At 46.2% G+C, this 17,992-nt stretch carries 26 protein-coding genes and 1 rRNA gene; 25 read left to right on the top strand and 2 right to left on the bottom strand.

Annotated elements, in window-relative coordinates:
* Window positions 1-19 precede the first annotated feature (19 nt).
* The 22 genes from rpsE to CYJ37_RS25210 all read left to right on the top strand — a co-directional run bounded on the left by rpsE (window position 20) and on the right by CYJ37_RS25210 (window position 15,037).
* A complete protein-coding gene (gene rpsE / locus CYJ37_RS25320) occupies window positions 20-520 on the top strand; it encodes a 30S ribosomal protein S5 (protein WP_009791312.1) in 501 nt (166 codons plus the stop codon).
* 13 nt (window positions 521-533) lie between these two features.
* On the top strand, window positions 534-716 hold the full coding sequence (rpmD, locus tag CYJ37_RS25315) for a 50S ribosomal protein L30 (RefSeq protein WP_009791311.1): 183 nt from the start codon (window positions 534-536) through the stop codon (window positions 714-716).
* A gap of 30 nt (window positions 717-746) precedes the next feature.
* On the top strand, window positions 747-1,187 hold the full coding sequence (gene rplO / locus CYJ37_RS25310; RefSeq protein ID WP_022543220.1) for a 50S ribosomal protein L15: 441 nt from the start codon (window positions 747-749) through the stop codon (window positions 1,185-1,187).
* Window positions 1,187-2,482, top strand: a complete 1,296-nt coding sequence (secY, locus tag CYJ37_RS25305) for a preprotein translocase subunit SecY (protein WP_009791309.1) — start codon at window positions 1,187-1,189, stop codon at window positions 2,480-2,482. Before rplO ends, secY begins: the two co-directional genes overlap by 1 nt.
* A gap of 59 nt (window positions 2,483-2,541) precedes the next feature.
* Window positions 2,542-3,192: an adenylate kinase gene (locus tag CYJ37_RS25300; protein WP_094769453.1), complete on the top strand. Its 651-nt coding sequence runs from the start codon at window positions 2,542-2,544 to the stop codon at window positions 3,190-3,192.
* Window positions 3,192-3,938, top strand: coding sequence for a type I methionyl aminopeptidase (map, locus tag CYJ37_RS25295; RefSeq protein WP_009791307.1), 747 nt, complete (start codon window positions 3,192-3,194; stop codon window positions 3,936-3,938). Before CYJ37_RS25300 ends, map begins: the two co-directional genes overlap by 1 nt.
* Before the next feature lie 11 nt (window positions 3,939-3,949).
* Entirely contained in the window at window positions 3,950-4,237 is a 288-nt protein-coding gene (locus CYJ37_RS25290; protein ID WP_224952345.1) for a KOW domain-containing RNA-binding protein, read from the top strand.
* A 50-nt stretch (window positions 4,238-4,287) separates the two neighbouring features.
* Window positions 4,288-4,506, top strand: coding sequence for a translation initiation factor IF-1 (gene infA / locus CYJ37_RS25285; RefSeq protein WP_009791305.1), 219 nt, complete (start codon window positions 4,288-4,290; stop codon window positions 4,504-4,506).
* Window positions 4,507-4,543: 37 nt separating this feature from the next.
* Window positions 4,544-4,657, top strand: coding sequence for a 50S ribosomal protein L36 (rpmJ, locus tag CYJ37_RS25280; RefSeq protein WP_000868344.1), 114 nt, complete (start codon window positions 4,544-4,546; stop codon window positions 4,655-4,657).
* A gap of 21 nt (window positions 4,658-4,678) precedes the next feature.
* Window positions 4,679-5,044, top strand: coding sequence for a 30S ribosomal protein S13 (gene rpsM / locus CYJ37_RS25275; RefSeq protein WP_009791304.1), 366 nt, complete (start codon window positions 4,679-4,681; stop codon window positions 5,042-5,044).
* Between the two features lie 22 nt (window positions 5,045-5,066).
* Window positions 5,067-5,456, top strand: a complete 390-nt coding sequence (gene rpsK, locus CYJ37_RS25270; protein WP_009791303.1) for a 30S ribosomal protein S11 — start codon at window positions 5,067-5,069, stop codon at window positions 5,454-5,456.
* Window positions 5,457-5,627: 171 nt separating this feature from the next.
* Window positions 5,628-6,572 carry a DNA-directed RNA polymerase subunit alpha gene (locus CYJ37_RS25265; RefSeq protein ID WP_009791301.1) on the top strand — a complete coding sequence of 315 codons (945 nt, stop codon included), beginning with the start codon at window positions 5,628-5,630 and terminating at the stop codon, window positions 6,570-6,572.
* Window positions 6,573-6,637: 65 nt separating this feature from the next.
* The gene (rplQ, locus tag CYJ37_RS25260; protein WP_009791300.1) at window positions 6,638-7,000 is read left to right on the top strand and encodes a 50S ribosomal protein L17; all 363 of its coding nucleotides are present in this window, start codon (window positions 6,638-6,640) and stop codon (window positions 6,998-7,000) included.
* Window positions 7,001-7,586: 586 nt separating this feature from the next.
* Window positions 7,587-8,426, top strand: a complete 840-nt coding sequence (locus CYJ37_RS25255) for an energy-coupling factor ABC transporter ATP-binding protein (RefSeq protein ID WP_101552833.1) — start codon at window positions 7,587-7,589, stop codon at window positions 8,424-8,426.
* Entirely contained in the window at window positions 8,402-9,271 is an 870-nt protein-coding gene (locus CYJ37_RS25250; RefSeq protein ID WP_101552832.1) for an energy-coupling factor ABC transporter ATP-binding protein, read from the top strand. Before CYJ37_RS25255 ends, CYJ37_RS25250 begins: the two co-directional genes overlap by 25 nt.
* A complete protein-coding gene (locus tag CYJ37_RS25245; protein WP_009791295.1) occupies window positions 9,268-10,065 on the top strand; it encodes an energy-coupling factor transporter transmembrane component T family protein in 798 nt (265 codons plus the stop codon). The genes CYJ37_RS25250 and CYJ37_RS25245 overlap by 4 nt, the downstream gene beginning before the upstream one ends.
* 12 nt (window positions 10,066-10,077) lie before the next feature.
* Window positions 10,078-10,815 (top strand): tRNA pseudouridine(38-40) synthase TruA, encoded by a 738-nt coding sequence (truA, locus tag CYJ37_RS25240; RefSeq protein ID WP_009791294.1) that lies wholly within the window; start codon window positions 10,078-10,080, stop codon window positions 10,813-10,815.
* Between the two features lie 193 nt (window positions 10,816-11,008).
* A complete protein-coding gene (gene rplM, locus CYJ37_RS25235; protein WP_009791293.1) occupies window positions 11,009-11,443 on the top strand; it encodes a 50S ribosomal protein L13 in 435 nt (144 codons plus the stop codon).
* 22 nt (window positions 11,444-11,465) lie between these two features.
* Window positions 11,466-11,858: a 30S ribosomal protein S9 gene (gene rpsI / locus CYJ37_RS25230; RefSeq protein ID WP_009791292.1), complete on the top strand. Its 393-nt coding sequence runs from the start codon at window positions 11,466-11,468 to the stop codon at window positions 11,856-11,858.
* A gap of 189 nt (window positions 11,859-12,047) precedes the next feature.
* Window positions 12,048-12,491, top strand: a complete 444-nt coding sequence (locus CYJ37_RS25225; RefSeq protein WP_022543221.1) for a YbaK family protein — start codon at window positions 12,048-12,050, stop codon at window positions 12,489-12,491.
* Between the two features lie 77 nt (window positions 12,492-12,568).
* Complete coding sequence (gene cwlD, locus CYJ37_RS25220; RefSeq protein WP_101552830.1) at window positions 12,569-13,288, top strand: N-acetylmuramoyl-L-alanine amidase CwlD; 720 nt, start codon at window positions 12,569-12,571, stop codon at window positions 13,286-13,288.
* 702 nt (window positions 13,289-13,990) lie between these two features.
* Entirely contained in the window at window positions 13,991-15,037 is a 1,047-nt protein-coding gene (locus CYJ37_RS25210) for a P-loop NTPase (protein ID WP_009791289.1), read from the top strand.
* 54 nt (window positions 15,038-15,091) lie between these two features.
* Here the strand turns inward: CYJ37_RS25210 and gerD are convergent, their stop codons facing one another.
* Complete coding sequence (gene gerD, locus CYJ37_RS25205; RefSeq protein WP_009791288.1) at window positions 15,092-15,724, bottom strand: spore germination lipoprotein GerD; 633 nt, start codon at window positions 15,722-15,724, stop codon at window positions 15,092-15,094.
* A gap of 151 nt (window positions 15,725-15,875) precedes the next feature.
* Between gerD and CYJ37_RS25200 the strand changes: the two genes are divergently transcribed.
* Complete coding sequence (locus CYJ37_RS25200) at window positions 15,876-16,502, top strand: KinB-signaling pathway activation protein (protein ID WP_022543223.1); 627 nt, start codon at window positions 15,876-15,878, stop codon at window positions 16,500-16,502.
* Window positions 16,503-16,556: 54 nt separating this feature from the next.
* On the opposite strand, the gene pdaB is transcribed toward CYJ37_RS25200, so the two are convergent.
* Window positions 16,557-17,309, bottom strand: a complete 753-nt coding sequence (gene pdaB / locus CYJ37_RS25195) for a polysaccharide deacetylase family sporulation protein PdaB (RefSeq protein WP_094769459.1) — start codon at window positions 17,307-17,309, stop codon at window positions 16,557-16,559.
* Window positions 17,310-17,477: 168 nt separating this feature from the next.
* Here pdaB and CYJ37_RS25190 point away from each other — a divergent pair, with 168 nt between their 5' ends.
* Both CYJ37_RS25190 and CYJ37_RS25185 read left to right on the top strand, forming a co-directional pair.
* The gene (locus CYJ37_RS25190) at window positions 17,478-17,702 is read left to right on the top strand and encodes a hypothetical protein (RefSeq protein ID WP_101552827.1); all 225 of its coding nucleotides are present in this window, start codon (window positions 17,478-17,480) and stop codon (window positions 17,700-17,702) included.
* A 220-nt stretch (window positions 17,703-17,922) separates the two neighbouring features.
* A 16S ribosomal RNA gene (locus CYJ37_RS25185) occupies window positions 17,923-17,992 on the top strand; the annotation flags it as partial.

Below are 17,992 nucleotides of genomic sequence, written 5' to 3'. Positions count from 1 at the left end.
GAAGGAGGGACACATAAAGATGCTTCGTATTGACCCAAACAAACTTGAACTTGAAGAACGCGTAGTTACAATCAATCGTGTAGCGAAAGTTGTTAAAGGTGGACGTCGCTTCCGTTTTACTGCTCTTGTAGTAGTAGGCGATAAGAACGGACATGTAGGCTTTGGAACTGGTAAAGCCCAGGAAGTTCCGGATGCGATCCGCAAAGCAATTGAAGATGCTAAGAAAAACCTTATCGAAGTACCTATGGTTGGAACAACTATTCCACACCAAATCATCGGTCATTTCGGTGCTGGCGAAATCCTTTTGAAGCCTGCTTCTGAAGGTACTGGAGTTATCGCTGGTGGTCCGGTTCGTGCGGTTCTTGAATTGGCTGGTGTAGCTGATATCCTGTCTAAGTCATTAGGCACAAACACACCAATCAACATGGTTCGCGCAACTCTTGAAGGACTAAATAACTTAAAACGTGCTGAAGACGTAGCTAAGTTACGCGGTAAATCAGTAGAAGAACTGTTAGGATAAGGAGGGAAATCAAATGGCGAATAAACTAGAAGTTACCCTCACTCGCAGCGTGATTGGTCGTCCTCAAGACCAGCGCGAAACAGTTAAAGCTCTAGGATTACGTAAGATGAACCAAACAGTTGAGCACCAGGATAATGCTGCTATCCGCGGCATGATCAACAAGGTTGCTCACCTTGTAAAGGTCTCTGAGAAATAAGTTCGATTTTTTCAATAAGGAGGTGCCAAAATGAAACTTCATGAATTAAAACCTGCAGAGGGTTCTCGTCAAGAACGCAAGCGCAAAGGTCGCGGTATCGGTTCAGGCAATGGTAAAACTGCTGGTAAAGGTCATAAAGGTCAAAACGCACGTTCAGGCGGCGGTGTACGTCTTGGTTTCGAAGGTGGTCAAACACCTTTATTCCGACGCTTGCCTAAGCGCGGTTTCACAAACATCAACCGCAAAGAATATGCAGTTGTTAACCTTGATGCACTTAACCGTTTTGAAGACGGAACAGAAGTTACACCAGAACTTCTTATCGAAACAGGAGTCGTAAGCAACGAAAAAGCAGGAGTGAAAGTTCTTGCTAAAGGCAAAGTAGAGAAAAAGCTTACTGTTAAAGCTCATAAATTCTCCTCTGCTGCAAAGGAAGCTATTGAAGCTGCCGGCGGTCAAACAGAGGTGATCTAATGTTTCAGACAATCTCCAATTTTATGCGCGTGGGTGATATAAGACGAAAGATCCTATTCACCCTTTTAATGCTGATCATATTCCGCATCGGTACATTCATTCCTGTACCGCATGTGAATGCTGATCTGTTAAAAGCACAGGATGACTTGAGTGTATTTGGAATCCTGAATACATTCGGCGGAGGAGCGCTTCTCAACTTCTCTATCCTTGCAATGGGAATCATGCCGTATATTACGGCTTCGATCATCATTCAGCTATTGCAGATGGACGTAGTCCCGAAGTTTACTGAATGGTCAAAGCAAGGGGAAGTGGGACGCCGTAAGCTGGCTCAATTCACCCGTTACTTTACAATCGTGCTTGGTTTCATCCAGGCGCTGGGTATGTCCTACGGCTTTAATAACATGGCTGGCGGCATGCTGATTGAAAATCCGGGCATCGGAACTTATCTTCTGATTGCCACTGTACTGACTGCAGGAACAGCCTTCTTAATGTGGCTTGGAGAGCAGATCACATCTAAAGGTGTCGGAAACGGCATTTCCATCATCATATTTGCTGGTATCGTAGCGGCCATACCTTCCACGGTCAACCAGATTTACGCCCAGAAAATTGAAGATGCAGGTGAGCAGCTTTTCCTTAGCATTGTTACAGTAGTCCTGATCCTGGTTGCAGTCATTGCGATCATTGTTGGAACGATCTTCATCCAGCAGGCATTAAGGAAAATTCCGATCCAATACGCTAAGCGTATGGCCACAGGAGGCAATCCTGCGGGCGGACAATCAACTCATTTGCCTTTAAAGGTGAATGCTGCCGGAGTTATTCCAGTCATCTTTGCAGTCTCGTTCATCGTAACGCCAAGAACGATTGCTTCTTTCTTCGAGCAGAATGATGTGACGATGTGGATTCAAAGAGTGTTCGACTATACCCACCCAATTGGTATGATCGTGTATAGTGCATTGATCATTGCCTTTACGTATTTCTATGCTTTTATCCAGGTTAATCCGGAGCAGGTTGCCGACAACTTGAAAAAGCAAGGCGGCTATATCCCGGGTATACGCCCAGGTAAAAACACTCAGGAATATCTGACTCGTGTCTTATATCGTTTGACATTTGTCGGTGCGCTTTTCTTGACTGCCATTGCGATCCTTCCGGTTTTCTTCATCAATTTCGCCGGACTGCCGCAATCAGCCCAGATTGGCGGAACAAGCCTTCTGATTGTTGTGGGTGTTGCGCTCGAAACAATGAAGCAGCTTGAAGCCCAAATGGTTAAGCGTCACTATAAAGGTTTCATAAAATAATTCGGTTTTGGGAACTTTTAGTTCCCATTAACCTTATTAGAGACTGAGGGGGAAATCTTGTGAATTTAGTATTGATGGGGCTCCCAGGTGCCGGCAAAGGTACGCAAGCCGAGAAAATTGTCGAGAAGTACGGCATCCCTCATATCTCAACAGGAGATATGTTTCGTGCAGCTATAAAAGAAGGCACGGAACTAGGTTTAGAAGCTAAATCTTTCATGGATAAAGGCGAGCTTGTCCCTGACCAGGTGACAATCGGCATAGTCCGCGAAAGGTTAAGCAAGGAAGATTGCAATAAAGGCTTTTTGCTTGATGGCTTCCCAAGAACGGTTGCCCAGGCTGATGCCCTTGAAGACATTCTTTCAGAACTGGATAAAAAGATTGATTATGTCATCAACATTGATGTTGACCAAAGCATTTTAATGGAGCGCCTGACTGGCAGACGCATCTGCAAGAACTGCGGGGCAACTTACCACTTGGTATTCAATCCCCCGGCAAAGGCAGACGAATGCGACCGGTGCGGCGGCGAACTTTATCAGCGTGCTGATGATAACGCCGAAACTGTTAAAAACAGACTTGATGTCAACATTAAGCAGACTAAGCCTCTTCTTGATTTCTATGAAACAAAAGGGTATCTGCGCAATATTGATGGCCAGCAGGAAATTTCCAAGGTGTTCACTGATCTTGATGCGCTCCTCGGAGGCCTGCGTTAATGATCATCTGTAAAACACCGCGTGAAATTGAAATCATGCGTGAAGCCGGGCGTATTGTTGCCCTGACTCACCAGGAGCTGCAGAAGCATGTTGCACCGGGCATTACAACCGGAGAGCTGGATACAATTGCCGAGGCGTTTATACGTAAACATGATGCAATTCCATCTTTTAAAGGTTATAATGGTTTCCGTGGCAGCATCTGTGCATCTGTGAACAATGAACTTGTGCACGGGATTCCCGGGGATCGGGTGCTTAACGAAGGCGACATTATCAGCATCGATATAGGTGCTGAATATAATGGCTACCATGGCGATTCCGCCTGGACCTACCCTGTAGGCACTGTTGACAGACAAGTCCGGCAGCTGCTGGATGTCACAGAGCAGTCATTGTATGAAGGGCTTAAAGAGTCAAAGCCGGATGTACGTTTATCGAACATCTCTCATGCGATTCAGACGTATGCGGAAGCAAACGGTTTTTCCATTGTGCGTGAGTATGTTGGCCACGGAATCGGGCAAGACTTACATGAGGAACCGCAAATCCCTCACTACGGTCCGCCTAATAAAGGGCCGGTGCTTAAGCCGGGGATGGTACTGTGCATCGAGCCGATGGTCAATGCCGGAAGCAGGTATGTAAGAACCTTGGCTGATGACTGGACAGTCGTTACAGTGGACGGCAGCATGTGTGCGCATTTTGAACATACCATTGCCATTACTGAAACAGGCTATGAAATCCTCACTAAAGCTTGATGTGCAGGTGATTGCATAGGCTCATTCTGAAAATGGTCTGCGGCCCTGACAAGATCAATTTGATCTCTGGTCAAATTGTTTTGATTAAAAATGGGCGGGATGACGGCGAATATGATATAATTATAAGGTTGATAGATGGACGGTTTGTCTCAATAGCCGAAGGGGCCAGACGAAAGTCAGGCAATCCGCTGCTGAAGAGCGTCCGGCATCTGGAGCTGACTGATTATGTTTCTCCGGAAATCGAGTGCAGCATAAATGAAACCGGCCGTGCAATGAAGGGAAAATTACGTTTTGCGTAAGCAGCGTATGAATAGGTGAGATTCTGAAAAGAAGAAGGGAGACATGTTCGATGGCGAAAGACGATGTAATCGAAATAGAAGGCACAGTTATTGAAACTTTGCCAAATGCTATGTTTAAGGTAGAATTGGAAAACGGTCATACTGTTTTGGCTCATGTTTCCGGCAAGATCCGCATGCACTTCATCCGCATCCTGCCAGGAGATAAAGTAACAGTTGAGCTTTCACCATATGACTTGACTCGCGGAAGAATCACTTACCGCTTCAAATAGACTGATTGCACTCCGTAATATCAAGGAGGTTAGGATAATGAAAGTAAGACCATCAGTTAAGCCGATCTGCGAAAAGTGCAAAGTTATCCGCAGACGTGGTAAAGTTATGGTTATCTGTGAAAACCCTAAGCATAAACAAAAACAAGGCTAATAACAAGGAGGTGCGCATAGAATGGCACGTATTGCTGGTGTAGATATTCCACGTGAAAAACGTGTAGTAATCTCATTGACTTACATTTATGGTATCGGTAAAAATACTGCTCAAAAGGTTTTGGCTGAAGCTGGTGTTTCTGAAGACACTCGCGTTCGCGACCTTACAGAAGATGAGCTTAACAAAATCCGTGAAGTAATCGACAGACTCAAAGTTGAAGGTGACCTTCGCCGTGAAGTTTCACTCAACATCAAGCGTCTTATGGAAATCGGTTCTTACCGCGGTCTTCGTCACCGTCGTGGCCTTCCTGTACGCGGACAGAACACTAAGAACAATGCCCGTACACGTAAAGGTCCTCGTAAGACTGTAGCTAACAAGAAGAAATAATCGGTAAAGGAGGTAATATACAATGGCTCGTAAAACTAATACACGCAAACGCCGTGTTAAAAAGAATATTGAAAGTGGTATCGCCCACATCCGTTCAACATTCAATAACACTATCGTAACAATCACAGACGTTCATGGTAACGCTCTTTCTTGGTCAAGTGCTGGAGCTCTTGGATTCAGAGGTTCTCGTAAATCTACTCCATTTGCTGCTCAAATGGCTGCTGAAACTGCAGCGAAGACATCTATGGAACATGGTATGAAAACTCTTGAAGTTACTGTTAAAGGACCTGGTGCAGGACGTGAAGCTGCCATTCGTGCCCTTCAGGCTGCTGGTCTAGAAGTAACGGCTATCAGAGATGTTACTCCGGTTCCTCATAACGGATGCCGCCCGCCAAAACGTCGCCGCGTATAATTTTTTCTGTATAGAATTTGTATCCTTGTCTATAATGGGTTATGATACAATTTTCCGTTATACAGAAACTTTATTCCAGTTGTTGTGCACAAACGGGAACGTATACATGGGGGAATTTCGGCAGGCAGAAGCTAGCCGGGGTTTCGACGTTTTGAAGGAGGGTATATTTTGATGATCGAAATAGAAAAACCAAAAATCGAAACGGTTGAGATCAGCGATGATGCCAAGTATGGAAAGTTCGTCGTAGAGCCGCTTGAGCGTGGGTATGGTACTACTTTGGGTAACTCCTTACGTCGTATCCTTTTATCCTCACTCCCTGGTGCCGCTGTCACATCTATTCAAATTGATGGGGTACTTCATGAGTTCTCAACAATTGAAGGCGTCGTAGAAGATGTAACATCTGTAATCTTAAATATTAAAAAACTGGCTCTTAAAATCTATTCTGATGATGAAAAGACGCTGGAAATTGATATTCAAGGTGAAGGTGCGGTTACTGCAGCTGACGTAACGCATGACAGTGATGTCGAGATCCTCAATCCGGATCTTCATATTGCTACCCTTGGGTCCAATGGGCACTTGCGCATGCGCTTGACTGCCAAAAGAGGACGCGGTTATACACCAGCTGATCAAAACAAGCGAGAAGATCAACCAATCGGTGTCATTCCTATCGATTCCATCTACACTCCAGTATCGCGTATTTCCTACCAGGTAGAAAATACACGCGTCGGGCAAATGACTAACTATGATAAGTTAACATTCGATGTTTGGACTGATGGAAGCACTGGTCCACAAGATGCGGTTGCTCTTGGAGCGAAGATTTTAACTGAGCATTTGAATATCTTTGTCGGCCTTACTGACGAAGCGCAAAATGCTGAAATCATGGTTGAGAAAGAAGAGGACCAAAAGGAAAAAGTTCTTGAAATGACCATTGAAGAACTCGATCTTTCAGTCCGTTCATATAATTGCTTAAAGCGCGCAGGCATCAATACTGTTCAGGAATTGGCCAACAAGACCGAAGAGGATATGATGAAAGTCCGCAACCTTGGCAGAAAATCTCTTGAAGAGGTAAAACATAAATTAGAAGAGCTGGGATTAGGCTTACGCAAGGATGACTGATCTTAGGATCTATCACTCTTAGGTCTATCACCGACTGATCACTTCAACAAAGGAGGGAAACTTTCATGGGATACAGAAAGTTAGGACGCACTAGTGCTCAACGTAAAGCTATGCTACGTGACTTAGCTACAGACTTAATCATCAGTGAGCGCATCGAAACAACTGAAGCTCGTGCGAAAGAGCTGCGTTCAGTTGTTGAGAAAATGATCACTTTAGGCAAGCGCGGAGACCTGCATGCTCGCCGTCAAGCAGCTGCATTCATTCGCAATGAGGTAGCTAATGCTGAGACAAACCAAGATGCAGTACAAAAGTTATTCAGCGACATCGCAACTCGTTATGAAGAGCGCCAAGGTGGATACACTCGAATCATGAAGCTTGGGCCTCGTCGTGGAGACGGAGCACCAATGGTTATCATCGAGTTAGTATAATTGCTGCAGCAGACAACAAGGGCGCTGGACAGTTTATCATGAACTTGTTCTTTGCCCTTTTTCTGTAAAAGGCTTATCTTCCATTTTCTTCATAAGCCTTATATTCAAGCCAAACAAGAGCGTTACGATGAGCAAGATTCCGCTGCGCCTGAATCTCGGGCCTCTCAGTGCAAGTTCCATACTGACGGATGCAGTATAGGCATCCCGGACTTGTCTCGTCTAGCTCATGCACCTCTTCCGGAACTGTTTTATGCGCACAGAATGTAAATATTCTGCAGCCGGAATGAGGTGCAGGCTTTTTTATAAGTTTCAGGTTTTTTGGCAGAGAGCACAGATTAGAGAGGCAGCTAAAGCGATTATTGAGCTTTGATGCAATTAACGACACAAGCGCATATGTGCCGGCAGCCATCTGACTTCAGCTAATAATTCAATGTCTTCTGCAAATCAGGCTCGCCAAAAGGCGAGTTATTTTTATTTCCGGGAGATAATGATGTAATGCCTCATCCCACTTTAAAATGACAGGCGCTGAAGCAGTGAAGTCAAGGCTGTTTATGCAGCTGCAAGAAGAGCAGAGAGGAGGATCCCTATGTCAAATCCACTTGTTCAATTAGAAAACATTTCTTTTCAATATGATGCCGGCAGCCAGTATGCCTTAAGAAACGTTTCCTTTAACATACAGGAAGGGGAATGGCTTGCCATTGTCGGCCACAACGGATCAGGCAAGTCTACATTGGCCAAGCTCTTAAATGGGCTGCAGTATGCCCAGGAAGGCAGGATCCTGGTGAAGGGGACTGAACTGACAGAAGAGACCGTCTGGGACGTCAGAAGGGCTGTAGGGATGGTGTTCCAGAATCCCGATAACCAGTTTGTCGGAACAACGGTGCAGGATGATGTGGCTTTTGGTTTAGAAAACAATGGAGTCCCGCAGGAAGAGATGAAAGAAAGAGTGAGTTCCTCATTAGAGATGGTCAATATGGGCCAATTTCTAGATCAAGAGCCGCACCATCTTTCAGGCGGCCAGAAACAAAGAGTCGCCATTGCAGGGGTTATCGCCCTGCGACCGTCGCTGATCATACTGGATGAAGCTACAAGCATGCTGGACCCCCGCGGAAGAGAAGAGGTCCTGCAGACGGTAAGAGAGTTAAAGAGCGAGCACAGGATGACGGTTATCTCCATCACCCATGATCTTGAAGAAGCGGCCAAGGCAGATCGGATCATCGTCATGAACCAGGGGCAATTATACAGGGAAGGCACACCGGAGGAAATTTTCCAGATGGATGAGGAGCTTGTAAAGCTCGGCCTGGACATTCCATTCCCGGTAAAAATGAGCAAGGCACTGCGTGAAAAAGGGCTGGCCATCCCAAAATTTTATTTAACAGAAGAAGAGTTGGTGGAAAAGCTATGGACATCTCACTCCAAAATGTAGAGCATAGATACCAGATAAACACACCATTTGAGCGGCTGGCCATCCAGGATGTATCAATTGATATCCCATCAGGCACATATCTCGCCCTAATCGGCCATACCGGTTCAGGCAAGTCTACTGTCCTTCAGCATTTGAATGCCCTGTTAAAGCCGACAAAAGGCAGTGTCAAAATAGGGGACAGGGAAATTACTGCAGGGAAAAAGGAGAAAAACCTAAAGGCGGTCCGCCAAAAGGTCGGGATTGTCTTTCAGTTCCCAGAGCACCAGCTTTTCGAAGAAACAGTCGAAAAGGATATCTGCTTCGGCCCGATGAATTTTGGCGTCAGTGAGGCCGAGGCTAAGGAAAGGGCAAGAAAGGCAATCATTCAGGTCGGCTTGACCGAGTCCGTTCTTGAGAAGTCTCCTTTTGATCTATCCGGTGGCCAAATGCGGAGAGTGGCCATTGCCGGTGTGCTTGCCATGAACCCTGATGTAATCGTTTTGGATGAACCGACAGCTGGCCTGGACCCGCGCGGGCGGAAAGAGATCATGGAGATGTTCTATTCGCTCCATAAGGAAAGAGGCCTTTCCACTATCCTGGTGACCCACAGCATGGAGGACGCTGCCGCCTACGCCGATCAGATTGTGATCATGCATAAAGGCGAGGTATACAGAAAAGGCGTTCCGGTAGAAATCTTTGCGGATCCGGCAGGACTTCTTGAGCTCGGCCTGGATGTACCGGAGGTTGTAAAATTTCAGCAGAAGTTCGAGAAGGCATTCGGATTGAAGCTCGGAATGACCTGCCTGACGATGGAGCAGCTGACAGATGCGATAGCAGGCGCAGTGAAGCGGGGTGAGGCCAAATGATGGAGAAAATGATTTTTGGCCGCTATGTGCCTGCCGACTCCGTCCTTCACCGGATGGATCCCCGTGCGAAGCTTGCCATTATCTTTTTATTTGTTTGTGTCGTTTTTTTAGCCAATAATATCCTGACTTATGCCATTCTCACTGTCTACACGCTGATGATGGTCCGTTCATCCAGGGTCCCTGCGAGGTTCATTTATATGGGGCTGCGGCCGGTGCTGTGGCTTGTGCTTTTCACCCTGCTGCTGCATGTATTCATGACAAAGGGCGGAGAGGTCATCCTCGACCTTGGATGGCTGAAAATTTATGAAGAAGGCCTGAAGCAGGGTCTGTTCATCTCTATGCGCTTTTTCCTGCTGATCATGATGACGTCGCTATTAACCCTGACAACGACCCCCATTGAAATTACCGATGGGCTGGAAAGCCTGCTGGGTCCTTTGAACAAGGTGAAGTTCCCTGTCCATGAGCTGGCTCTGATGATGTCGATTTCGCTTCGCTTCATCCCGACCCTCATGCAGGAAACAGATAAGATCATGAAGGCGCAGACTGCCAGGGGAGTCGATTTTTCAGGCGGACCGATCAAGGACCGTGTAAAGTCGATCATTCCGCTGCTGATCCCTTTATTCGTCAGCTCGTTCAAACGCGCTGAGGAGCTCGCCACCGCTATGGAGGCAAGAGGCTACCGCGGAGGGGAAGGCAGAACGAAATACCGGCAGCTGAACTGGAGCACAAGGGACACCCTTATGCTGCTCCTGCTCCTGGCAGTTGCGGCACTGCTTGCTGTATTCCGCACATAATGGGGTGTAAAAATGCAAAGATTCAAATGCAAGATTGCCTATGACGGCTCACAGTTCTCCGGATACCAGGTGCAGCCGGGAAAGCGGACTGTGCAGCTTGAAGTGGAAAGGGCACTGGCCAAAATCCATAAAGGAAACCCGGTGAAGATCTTTGCTTCAGGCAGGACAGACGCCGGGGTGCATGCGAGAGGGCAGGTCATCCACTTTGACTCGCCGCTCGCCATTCCTGAGGACAGATGGGTGACAGCCCTGAACTCCCTCTTGCCGAAGGACATCGCTGTGGAGAGCACTGAGAAGGCCGCTGAAGGCTTTCATGCCCGCTTTGATGCATGCGGGAAAGAATACCGCTACTTTATTTACAGAGGGAAAATTCGAAGCCCGTTTGAGCGGCACTATAGCTATCACTATCCTCACCCCCTTGATATCCGAGCGATGAGGGAAGCTGCGGAACATCTTCTCGGCACCCATGACTTCTCAAGCTTCTGCGCCTCCAGGACAGATGTGGAGGACAAAGTAAGGGAAATCCGGAAGGTTCATGTCGAGGAGGCAGGGGAGATGCTGGAGCTCCATTTTACGGGCAGCGGCTTCTTATATAATATGGTCCGCATCCTGACAGGCACGCTCCTCGAAGCAGGAGCAGGAACGAGAGATCCGGGGAGCTTCCCGGAAGTCATTTCAGGCAGGGACAGGAGCCTGGCAGGCAAGACAGCTCCTGCCGAGGGGTTGTATCTATGGAAGGTATTCTATTAAAGGGAAAAAGGAAAAAATTATTTTTTTCAAAACAACTAAACCTGGCGTAACATTCCCTTGACATTGTACTATATAGGATATATCATAATATGGTATGTATTTTAACCCCACAAATAAGCCCCGGAACTTATCTGTGTGATAATATACGAAATCAAAGAACATGAATATGATTGATTATTTAGGAGGGAAACCCATGCGTACGTTTATGGCTAACGCAAACAATATCGAGCGTAAATGGTATGTTGTTGACGCTGAAGGCAAGACTCTAGGTCGCCTTGCAAGTGAAGTAGCAGCAGTCCTGCGCGGCAAAAATAAACCAACTTTCACACCGCACGTTGACACTGGTGACAATGTGATCATCATCAACGCTGAGAAAATCGAACTGACTGGTAAGAAGCTTACTGACAAGATCTATTACCGTCACACAATGCACCCAGGCGGTCTTAAAACAAGAACTGCTCTTGAGATGCGTACAAACTACCCTGTGAAAATGCTTGAGCTTGCTATCAAAGGCATGCTTCCAAAGAATTCACTTGGCCGTCAAATGTTCAAAAAATTACACGTATATGCTGGCAGCGAACATCCGCACCAAGCACAACAACCTGAAGTTTACGAACTTCGTGGATAATTTTTAAAGGGAGGTTATTATCTTGGCACAAGTTCAATATATCGGTACTGGTCGTCGTAAAAGCTCCGTTGCCCGTGTTCGTTTAGTTCCTGGCGATGGCAAAATCATCATCAATGGTCGTGAGATCGAAAGCTACATCCCATTCGCAGCTTTGCGTGAAGTAGTTAAGCAGCCGCTTGTTGCTACTGAAACACTAAACAGCTACGATATCCTGGTAAACGTTAATGGCGGTGGATACACTGGCCAAGCTGGCGCAATCCGTCACGGCATCGCTCGTGCATTGCTTCAAGCTGATCCAGAATTCCGTCCAACATTAAAGCGCGCTGGACTATTGACTCGTGACGCACGTATGAAAGAGCGTAAGAAATACGGTCTTAAAGGTGCTCGTCGTGCTCCTCAGTTCTCTAAGCGTTAATCATTACTCTATCAAAGGCTCCCAGGCTTACGTCTGGGGGTCTTTTTTGCTGTCTTTGCAAAGATTCACCAATAGCTTTTGAAAAATGGGTGGCCTTCATCCGCTTTATTCTCTGTCAAAATTGCCAGTGCTTTCTTGAATGACACCCATTGGGCGGATGAAGACTATCTTTAAGGGGTGAAGAAAGCTGTGAGTGTGATTACAACCTTTACAGATAAACAGCGTGAAAAGCAGATCAAATATGAAAAAACGGTCCTAAAGGACATTTCGATAAAATCTCTGAAGGAAAGTGTGAAAGGGCATTTTGGAAGTATAAGGTTTACGTCGGGGCTCCTGATGAATACAGGAGTGGAGGAGGCCTGTTATGATGTCGCAATCGAAGCCTACCTCCTTGGGGCCCATTTCAGCCGGTTCGGCTATTATGGAGAAGGCGTTGAACAGGTCCTCGAAAGATGCAGGAGCGAGGAAAAGCATTTTGTTGATACGCTCTATAATTTCCTTCTTTACTGGGGGAGCGGTGAAGAAGCGGCTGCGAACGAGTCACTGGCTGGCACCTGTGAGCATTATGTGCGCCATTGGTGGATGGAGGGCTTTCAAAAGGGCCAGCGGCGCCATAAGCTGAGACTTCATTGATCTCTTTAAAAATGTTCTAACCCCTTCCCTTGTCCCATATATATGAATGAGGACAAGCGGAGGGATGGGTTAGGACGATGAAGCGAAAATTGCAGATGGCTGCTTTTGCGGCCGGACTTATAATCTTATTTTTAATCTTTCGATACGATTTTCTCGAAAATAACTCCTGGAAGTCATGGAATTTGCCGCTCACAGGCGAAATCATCCTTCTGGATCCAGGACATGGCGGACCAGATGGCGGAGCCGGAGATTCAGATGCTTTAGAAAAGGATATCGCATTGAACGTCTCATTAAAGATCAGGGACTACCTGCAAGAGCAGGGAGCGCTTGTCATTATGACCAGGGAGGATGACCGTGACCTGGCTCCGGAGGGTACAAAGGGATACAGCAGGAGGAAGGTGGAGGACCTTAAGCAGCGGCTTAAGATGATTAATGAATCCGAGGCCGACTTTTTCCTGAGCATCCACCTGAATTCCATTCCATCTGCCCGCTGGAGCGGTGCACAGACCTTCTATGCCCCGCAGATTAAGGAAAATGCTGAAGCAGCCAAATTCATTCAGGATGAGCTGCGCAGAAACCTGGAGAACACAGAAAGAAGAGCCAAGCCGATCAGCCATGTGTATATCATGAAATACGCTAAAAAGCCTGGCGCACTGGTCGAAATCGGCTTCCTCTCCAATCCGGGAGAAAAAGCCAGGCTAAAAACAGATGACTACCAGGAAAAAGTGGCAGCCTCTATCTATAATGGAGTATTGCGCTATTTTACGAATGAAGAAGAGCTGGTGGAGCCAGAATAAAGGGGCATCCTGTGGGATGCTCTTTTTTTATAGAGAAAAATGAGACTGCGGAGGGTGTTGTTACTTTAACAGGCTGGCCAGGAGAGTTATGGGAGTTGGTGGTCGTGTACTGATAGGGGGGATTGCATGACAGGCATGTGCCGGGCTAGGTATAAGAAGGTGGCTAATCGATGCAAGAGAGGGCTGGTGAGAGCAGGCTCATGTATAGAAAGGTGGCTAATCGATGCAAGAGAGGGCTGCTGAGAGCAGGCTTATGTATAGAAAGGTGGCTAATCGATTCAAGAGAGGGCTGGTGAGAGCAGGCTTATGTATAGAATGGATCTCAACGATGCATGAGGGGCATGGCGAGCATTTGAATGTATTGAATGTGCAAGGCAGGCTGCGTTCTATAGAAAATCCTCCACTCTGCTCCATCTCCTTGCCCCTCGAGTCATAAGGCAAGAAAGAATCTGAGGCAAAGGGCAGCCTCATCACCTTTCTCGTCTTACGCTTGTCGGGTCAGAACAGTCGCCTCCACTTTTCGAATTGTCCAGCTCCGGCTCCTTGTTCCTCGAGTCATAAGCCGGAAAAGAATCAAAGGCAAAGGGCGGCCTTTGCTTCTTTCCCGTCTTATGCTTGTCGGAACAGAACAGTCGCCTCCGCTTTTCGGGCTATGTTATACTATACTAAGTTTAAAACGACTTAAAGGGCAGGTGCATATAGATGTTGACAGAGCAAAGAGTGAGAGAGCTTTTGGGTGATGTGAAGGAACCGTTCATACATAAAACACTGGGTGAACTGAATGCGATCCAGGAAGTTAGTGTAAAGCCAGAGAAGAATCACGTGAGTGTGAAGATTGCTGTTGCGAAAACAGGGACAGCGGAACAGCTTCAGCTGCAGACGCAGATTGTGGAATTGCTTAAGAAGAATGGTGCAGACTCTGTGGGCCTTCGCTTTAGCGAGCTGCCTGCGGAGGAATTGGCCAAGCACCGTTCTCCGGAAAAAGAGGATAAAGGGCTTTTATCAGAAGACAGCAAAACCAAATTTATTGCGATCGCCAGCGGTAAAGGCGGTGTCGGAAAGTCCACTGTGTCAGTCAACCTTGCTGTATCATTGGCGCGCCTCGGGAAAAAGGTCGGACTAGTCGATGCAGATATCTATGGGTTCAGTGTTCCTGATATGATGGGCATCACAAAGCGCCCGGTTGTCAGGGAAGGGCGGATCATCCCGGTTGAACGCTTTGGGGTGAAGGTCATATCCATGGGCTTTTTTGTTGAAGATAATGCACCAATCATCTGGAGGGGGCCGATGCTTGGCAAAATGCTGAACAGCTTCTTCAATGAAGTGGATTGGGGCGAGCTGGATTATCTGCTGCTTGACCTTCCTCCTGGAACAGGGGATGTGGCGCTGGATCTTCATACGATGCTTCCTTCCTGCAAAGAGATCATCGTCACCACTCCGCATCCGACAGCAGCTTTTGTTGCTGCGCGCGCAGGTGCAATGGCGTTGAGAACCGAGCATGAAATTGTCGGTGTAATTGAAAACATGGCCTTCTTCGAAAGTAAGCTGACTGGCGAGAAAGAATATGTCTTTGGCCACGGCGGCGGGGATAAGCTTGCTGATGAGCTAAGAACAAATGTCTTAGGGCAGCTGCCTTTGGCGCAGCCGGACTGGAATGATGCAGACTTTGCGCCATCCATTTATGATAAAGATCACAGGCTTGGTAAAATCTATACAGACATTGCGGAAAAAGTCATTCAATCAGTATAAAAAAGTGCCTCAGGCGAATCTTCGCCTGAGGCATTTTTACAATGAGATAGAGGATCAGGAACCTCCTCCGCTGTCCCCGCCTTCTCCGCCGCCTCCGCCGCTTTCACCGGATCCGCCGCCTTCGCTTTCTTTGCCGCCGCTCTTCACTTCTTCTGTAGCCTTGATGATCATATCCTGTATCTTGGCTTTGTATATAGGGCTTTCGAAAGTCTCAGTCATCACCTTCTGGAGATGCTCCCTGTATTCGTTGCTTTTTAAAATGGTTGTGACTTCTTTCTCTAATTCAGGATCTTTCAGGACTTCCACCATCATTTTTCGATATTCGGGATCTTTCATCAGATCTTTTAAAAGCTTTTCATTTTCTTTTTCCATACTTTTTGCCATGCTTTCGGCAAATTTAGGATCCTCAAAAGATTTTTTCCAGAATTCAGTCCCTTTATCAGATGTTAAGGTCCTCTCAATCGTATCGGAAACCATTGCCTGGTCCATTACAAGCTGCTGTTTTAGCTTTTCGTCTCCCATCAATTCCTGCAGCGCCTTCTTGCCATCATCGGTCTTTAATATATCGACAATCATTTTCTTTGTCTGATCATAGTCCATTTGGCCGCTGCCTGATTCGGCAGCCTGGCCGCAGCCCGAAACGGCAAGGAGGAGGATAAGTGGGAGGAGCCGGAATATTTTGTACATGATTGAAAGCTCCTTTCAGGATTGTCCCTAACCTTAGAATGGTGATTTGGGGCAAATATTATTCGTTTGGCGAGTAATGCCTAGATTTTTCATACTTTGGTTGGTACAATCATATAGGTGAATGACTATCGCTATGGAGGCTTAATATATAATGACCAGCCGTAATTGGGTAAGGTTGTTTTTGTCCACTCTGCTTTTGGGTGCAATTGCAACCGGTATCACAGGATTTATTGTCAGGTGGGAAGAATATCAGCCGTTATTTGCTGATTTTGAAGTATTGGAAATCATCTCTGTATTATTTTGGCTAGCAGGAGTGGGCTTGATTTTCAGCATCTTGAGCCAAATGGGCTTTTTCGCATATTTAACCGTACACCGGTTTGGATTAGGTATTTTCAGGTCTTTATGGAATGGCGTACAGGTTGTCCTTATATTATTCGCCTTATTCGACCTTGTATACTTAAGATACAGCAACTTTGCTGAAAACGGGGAAAGCTATGGACCTTATATTGCCCTGGCGCTAATCGTATTGGCAGCGGGGCTGGCGGCAGCATTCCTAAAGGCAAGGCAGACAAACAAAGGGGCATTCATCCCTGCACTGTTCTTCATGGTGGTGGTAACCAGTGTGGAGTGGACACCTGCACTGAGGGTAAATGAAGAAAGCTGGGTATATCTCATGCTTTTCCCTCTGCTTATCTGCAATGCCTATCAGCTTTTGATCCTGCATAAGCTGAATGAAAGCTCAATGAAAAAGAGGGAAGCCATCAAGGCTGCAAAATGATCCGGACATACAAAAAGGCGGGCCGCTGACTACAGGCCCGTCTTTTTTGCTGTATTATTTTATCTCATTTGATTTCGTGCTTGCGTTTGCCATCATTTCAGATACTGAAACCAGTTTTAGGCCTTTGTCTTTATAATTGCCTATAATGGCAGGGAGAGCTTTGGCCGTTTGTTTGGCCGAATCGGAGGCATGCAGGAGAATGATATCTCCTTTCCCGGCCTTGGCAGCATTTTCTGCAATCCTCTCAACGCCCGGATTAGTCCAATCTTTTGAGTCGATGCTCCAGTGTACAACCGTATAGCCCATCTTTTCTGCCACATTCAGTGTCTTTTGATCAAAATGGCCTGTTGGCGCCCTTACCAGCTTAATATCCTTTACATTCAGCTTCTTGAAAGCTTCCTGCCCTTTGGCAAGGTCCTGGCGGATTTTGCTTTCTTCCAGATCTGTATAATCCTTATAATCATAGCCAAGCATTCCAATCTCATACCCTTCTTTAACAATGCGTGCAACCAGCTCCGGATGCCTCTCCGCCCAAGAACCGGATAAGAAGAAAGTTGCAGCCTTGACGTTTTGCTTCTTCAGAACATCGAGTATGGGTTCGGCTTTTTCATCACCCCAGCCTATGTTAAATGTCAGGGCAGCATCCTTCTCTCCTTTGTAAATCGCCTTTGGTCCATCATTTGCCGAGAAAACTGGCATGTGAATAATATTCTCCATATACAAAAACCAGGCAGTAAAGAAGGAGGCAATAATGATAAGCAGCCCCTGTTTAATGGCCTTTCCGTTTACCACATAAAAAAAGTTCATCCAATCACCTCGTCCACAAAGAATCCTTGTCTTATTTTTATGAACACAAAAAGCAAATATGACTTAAATGATTTTTCCGCCAAAATTTTGATTTATTTTCTGTTCGTTTCATAAAAAACAGGGTAATGGAAAATACTACAAAAACCTTAAAAGACAAGGAGCGATACAATGCTTGGAATGCTGATCAATGAAAGGGAATTGAAAGAGATGGAATACTTGATTAAAAGAGAGATGGATGAGATTCTCTTTGATCTGAAAGATGAACGGATTGACCATATAGTGAAAAGAGCAATGGGGGAAAGGTATAGGATTTTGTTTTCCCTGTTTAAGCGGATCGCCCCTGAGAATGAGTGCATTAAATATATGCCTGCGCCGCAGCTGAAGGAACTTTAATTTTTTTTGGATATATTGTTGACTTCTTAATATTATCTTGGTATATTAATAAGCGTCGCTGATGACGCAAAACAAACTTAAGAAAAGTTGTTGACAAGTTATCTGCGCTGTGTTAAATTAATAAAGTCGCTCCTGAGCGGCAGAGATTGTTCTTTGAAAACTGAACGAACAAAAACGTCAACGTTAATCTTAATTTTTTATCAGAGCTAAATCTTACTCTTATATGGAGAGTTTGATCCTGGCTCAGGACGAACGCTGGCGGCGTGCCTAATACATGCAAGTCGAGCGGA

Source organism: Bacillus sp. UMB0728, assembly GCF_002858875.1.
GTDB classification, from domain to species: Bacteria; Bacillota; Bacilli; order Bacillales; family Cytobacillaceae; genus Bacillus_AB; species Bacillus_AB infantis.
The sequence above is the reverse complement of the archived record's forward strand: the minus strand, read 5'-3'. Positions and strand labels throughout refer to the sequence as shown.